General features: G+C 72.1%; 3 protein-coding genes and 1 pseudogene. All 4 read right to left on the reverse strand.

Annotated elements, in window-relative coordinates:
* On the reverse strand, positions 1–1,423 hold a 1,423-nt coding region (gene cimA, locus PKY62_RS12050; protein WP_324537290.1), incomplete at its 3' end, for a citramalate synthase.
* A 407-nt stretch (positions 1,424–1,830) separates the two neighbouring features.
* Complete coding sequence (locus tag PKY62_RS12055) at positions 1,831–2,946, reverse strand: branched-chain amino acid aminotransferase (protein ID WP_324537286.1); 1,116 nt, start codon at positions 2,944–2,946, stop codon at positions 1,831–1,833.
* 58 nt (positions 2,947–3,004) lie between these two features.
* Positions 3,005–4,048, reverse strand: a complete 1,044-nt coding sequence (locus PKY62_RS12060; protein WP_324537288.1) for a 3-isopropylmalate dehydrogenase — start codon at positions 4,046–4,048, stop codon at positions 3,005–3,007.
* A gap of 352 nt (positions 4,049–4,400) precedes the next feature.
* Positions 4,401–4,888 (reverse strand): annotated as a pseudogene (locus tag PKY62_RS12065) (ketol-acid reductoisomerase); the annotation flags it as partial.

Below are 4,888 nucleotides of genomic sequence, written 5' to 3' on the forward strand. Positions count from 1 at the left end.
CGGCCTCCGTGTCCATCGTCTCGACGAGCACGCGGGTGGTGGCGTCCGTGCCGTGCTGGGTGTCGAGGATGCGGACCTTGAAGTCGATGAGCTCGAACCGCTCGATCTCCGGGTAGGTCGCGGCGATCGCCTTGCGCAGGGCGTGGTCCAGCGCGTTGACGGGACCGTTCCCCTCCCCCGTCGCCAGCACGCGCTCACCGCCCACGTGCATCTTCACCGTGGCCTCGCTGCTGGCCTGGGTCGGGTCCCCGGCCGCGGTCTCGACGAAGACGCGCCAGCTCTCGGTGGTGAAGTAGGCGAGCCGGGTGCCGTCGAGCTCCTCGCGCAGCAACAGCTCGAACGAGGCGTCCGCTGCGTCGTAGGTGTAGCCCTGTGCCTCGGCGTCCTTGACCCGGTTGGTCACCTTGGACAACAGCTCGTCGCGGCCCGCGAGGTCGAAGCCCAGCTCGCGGCCCTTGAGCTCGATCGAGGCCCGCCCGGCCATGTCCGAGACGAGCATGCGCATGTCGTTGCCCACGGCCTGGGGGTCGGCGTGCTGGTACATGTCCGGGTCGACCTTGATCGCGCTGGCGTGCAGGCCCGCCTTGTGCGCGAACGCGCTGGCCCCGACGTACGGCTGGCGCGCGAACGGCGCGATGACCGTGATCTCGCTGATCGCGTGCGCGATCTGGGTCATCTTGCGCAGGCCGTCGTCGGCCAGCGTGCGCCGGCCGGTCTTCAGCTCGAGGTTCGCCACGACGGTGAGCAGGTCCGCGTTGCCCGTGCGCTCGCCGTAGCCGTTGATGGTGCCCTGGACGTGCACGGCACCGGCCGAGACCGCGGCCAGGGTGTTGGCGACGGCGCAGCCCGTGTCGTTGTGCGCGTGCATGCCCAGCCGGCCACCCGTGCGGGCGCCGACGGCTGCGACGATCTCGTGCACCCACTCGGGCAGCATCCCGCCGTTGGTGTCGCACAGCACCACCGTCTCTGCTCCCGCCTCGAACGCGGCGACGGCCGCGCGCACCGCGTAGTCGGGGTCGAACCGGTAGCCGTCGAAGAAGTGCTCGGCGTCCAGGACGACGCGTCGGCCCTCGCCCCGCAGGAAGGCCACGGTGTCGGCGATCATCGCGAGGTTCTCCTCGCCCGTGGTGCGCAGCGCGCGCTCCACGTGCCGGATGTCGCTCTTGGCCACGAGGGTCACCACGGGTGCCTCGCTGTCCAGGAGCGCGCGCACCTGCACGTCGTCCGACGCCTTGACGCCCGCCTTGCGGGTGGCACCGAAGGCGGCGAGCACTGCTGTGCGCAGGTCCAGCTCCTTGGCCGCCCGCCGGAAGAACTCGGTGTCCTTGGGGATCGCACCCGGCCAGCCGCCCTCGATGAAGCCGACCCCGAGCTCGTCGAGCAGGGGGGCGATGGCGAGCTTGTCCGCGACGGACAGGTTCATGCCCTCCTGCTGCGCGCCGTCGCGCAGGGTGGTGTCGTAGACGTCGAAGGTGGTGTCCACCGGGTTCTCCTCGGTCGGGCCGCCGGCTGCGGTGCCTGCGGTCGAGCTGGTGTGGCGGGTGCTGCTCGCGGTGCGTCCTGCTGGTGGTGCGTGACCTGATGTCCTGCCCGGGCGGGGGTGGTGCCGGGGCCGACGTCGGCCGGACGGGTGTGCCCGGACCAACAAAAAGACCCCCCGGGGTACGGGAGGTCTGCGCGTCCGGCGGGTGTGCCGAACGCGCTACTCGATAATGAGGGTGAACCGGGTCACGCGGGCATCATGGCACACGTCACGCGGTCCGGGAAGCATCGTCCCGCCGGGTGGCGCCGGGACCTCGGGCCCGGCGCCGCACCGGGCGGCGTCGTCGGTCAGACGAGCCGGTGCATCCACCCGTGCGTGTCGGTGGCCCGTCCGTACTGGATCGAGGTCAGCTGGTGGCGGATCGCCGCCGTGACGGTTCCCGTCGCGCCGCCGTTGACAGGCAGGTCGAACCCCTCGCCCGCGAGCCGCCCGATGGGCGTCACCACGGCAGCCGTCCCGCACGCGAAGACCTCGGTCACCTCGCCAGACCGCAGCCCGTCGAGCACCTCGGCCAGGGGCACGTCCCGCTCGACGACCTCGTGCCCGCCCTCGCGCAGCAGGGTGAGGATCGAGTCGCGCGTGACGCCCTCGAGGATCGTGCCGCTCAGCGCCGGCGTGACCACCGAGCCGTCGCGCCGCACGGTCATGACGTTCATCCCGCCGAGCTCCTCGAGCAGGGTGTTGGTCGCGGCGTCGAGGAAGCAGACCTGCTCGCAGCCGTGACCGTAGGCCTCCTGCTGGGGCAGCAGGCTCGCGGCGTAGTTGCCGCCGCACTTCGCGGCGCCCGTGCCGCCGGGACCCGCGCGGTGGTAGTCCTCGGCGACCCAGATCGAGACCGGCCGCACGCCCCCGGCGAAGTACGGGCCGACCGGCGAGGCGATGACGACGTAGTCCACGCCGCGCGCCGGACGCACACCGAGGAACGTCTCGGACGCGAACATGAACGGGCGCAGGTACAGGCTCGTCTCGTCGCCGGAGGGCACCCACGCCTCGTCGGTGCGCACCAGTGCCTCGATCGAGGCGAGGAAGTCCTCGACGGGGAGCTCCGGGAGCGCCAGTCGACGGGCCGACGCCGCGAAGCGTCGCGCATTGGCCTCGGGCCGGAAGGTCCACACGGAGCCGTCGACGTGCCGGTAGGCCTTGAGCCCCTCGAAGACCTCCTGGCCGTAGTGCAGGACGGCCGCGCCCGGGTCCAGCTGCAGCGGGCCGTGGGCGACGACGCGTCGGTGCGTCCAGCCGCCGTCCGCCGACCAGTCGACGCGGACCATGTGGTCGGTGAAGACCGTGCCGAAGGTCGGGGCGGCCATGAGGTCGGCGCGCTCGGCCGCTGGGCGCCGGTGGTCGCTGGGCGTGACGGCGTACGCGTCGGCCGTGATCGCCGTCGTACCGGGAAGCGCGGTCATGTCGGGTCCTTTCACCAGGGTTGCGAGGGTACCGGCGGTGACGGCCGACGGGGGGAGATCAGCCGGCGACGCGTGCCGCCAGGTCGGAGCCCACCTCGGCCGTCGTCCGTACTCGGTCGCCCCGCTCGGCGAGGTCGGCCGCGACGGCCGCCTCGACGCGCGCCGCGGCCTCGGCCAGGCCCAGGTGGTCGAGCAGCATGCTCACGCTCATGACCGTCGCGGTCGGGTCCGCCTTGCCCTGGCCCGCGATGTCCGGCGCCGAGCCGTGCACGGGCTCGAACATCGAGGGCGTGGTGCGGTCCGGGTTGATGTTGCCCGACGCCGCCAGACCGATGCCACCGGTGATGGCGGCGGCCTGGTCGGTGAGGATGTCGCCGAAGAGGTTGTCCGTGACGATGACGTCGAACCGCGACGGCTTCGTGGTCATGAAGATCGTCGCCGCGTCGACGTGGAGGTAGTCCGTGGTGACGCTGGGGAAGTCGGCGTTGACGGCCTCGACCGTGCGGCGCCACAGGTGGCCGGCGTGCACCAGCACGTTGTGCTTGTGCACGAGCGTCAGGTGCCGGCGGGGACGGGCGGCGGCGCGCGCGAACGCGTCCCGGACCACGCGCTCGACGCCGAAGGCGGTGTTGACGCTCACCTCGTTGGCGACCTCGTGCGGGGTGCCCACGCGGATCGCCCCGCCGTTGCCGACGTAGGGACCCTCGGTGCCCTCGCGGACGACGACGAAGTCCACCTCGCCCGGGTCGGCGAGCGGCGAGCGCACCCCCGGGTACAGGCGTGCGGGGCGCAGGTTGACGTAGTGGTCGAGCTCGAACCGCAGGCGCAGCAGCAGCCCACGCTCGAGCACGCCCGACGGCACGCCCGGGTCGCCGATCGCACCGAGCAGGATCGCGTCGTGCGCCCGCACGGTCGCGAGGTCCGCGTCCGTGAGCGTCTCACCCGTCGCGTGCCAGCGGCGCGCGCCCAGGTCGAGGTGGGTCGGGGCGATCGTCACGTCGGTGCCGGCGAGCGCTGCATCGAGCACCAGCAGACCCTGCTCGACGACCTCGGTCCCGATGCCGTCCCCGGCGACGACGGCCAGCTTCACGGTGCGTGTCATGCGTCCGACCCTATCTCTCTCGTCCCATATGTCGGGATGGCCATCTCAGTTTTCGGACCCCTGCGGATCCGTCCCTCCACCGCGGGACGCCGTCGTCCGCACGCCATCCGTGTCCCCCGGGCGGGTGCGGAGCGTTCGGGTCGAGACACGCCAGCGTGTCGCACCCCGCCGCTCCGCACCAGGACCGATCGCTCCGCGGGCTGACCGAACCCTCCGCGGGCTGACCGAACCCTCCGCGGGCTGACCGAACCCTCCGCGGTCTGACCGAACCCTCCGCGCGACGTGCCCGGACGCTCCACCCGAGGACGGGACCCTCCGCACCCTCGTGAGGGTGCGGAGGGCCCGTGCCGCGTCAGCGGGCCGCGTGGCCCTCGACGTAGTCCGAGTCGCTCGGCTTGATCCAGGAGAACATCTTGCGCAGCTCGCGCCCGGTGGTCTCGATGGGGTGCGCCTCGCCCTGGGCCCGCAGGGCCTTGAACTCCGGCGCCCCGGCGTCCTGGTCCGCGATGAACCGCGCCGCGAAGGCACCCGACTGGATGTCCGCGAGAACCGCCTTCATGTTCTCCTTGACGACCGGGCTGATGACCCGCGGGCCGGAGACGTAGTCGCCGTACTCCGCGGTGTCGGAGACGCTCCAGCGCTGCTTCGCGATACCGCCCTCGACCATGAGGTCGACGATGAGCTTGAGCTCGTGCAGCACCTCGAAGTACGCGACCTCGGGCTGGTAGCCGGCCTCGGTGAGGACCTCGAAGCCGTACATGACGAGCTGCGAGGCACCGCCGCACAGCACGGCCTGCTCGCCGAACAGGTCGGTCTCGGTCTCCTCGGTGAACGTGGTCT

This window comes from Actinotalea sp., assembly GCF_035443605.1.
In the GTDB taxonomy this organism is placed as follows: Bacteria; Actinomycetota; Actinomycetes; order Actinomycetales; family Cellulomonadaceae; genus Actinotalea.

Excerpts from the sequence above, each read along its gene's own strand:
- PKY62_RS12055 (WP_324537286.1), bottom strand. The coding sequence starts at position 2,946 with ATGACCGCGCTTCCCGGTACGACGGCGATCACGGCCGACGCGTACGCC.
- PKY62_RS12060 (WP_324537288.1), bottom strand. The coding sequence starts at position 4,048 with ATGACACGCACCGTGAAGCTGGCCGTCGTCGCCGGGGACGGCATCGGG.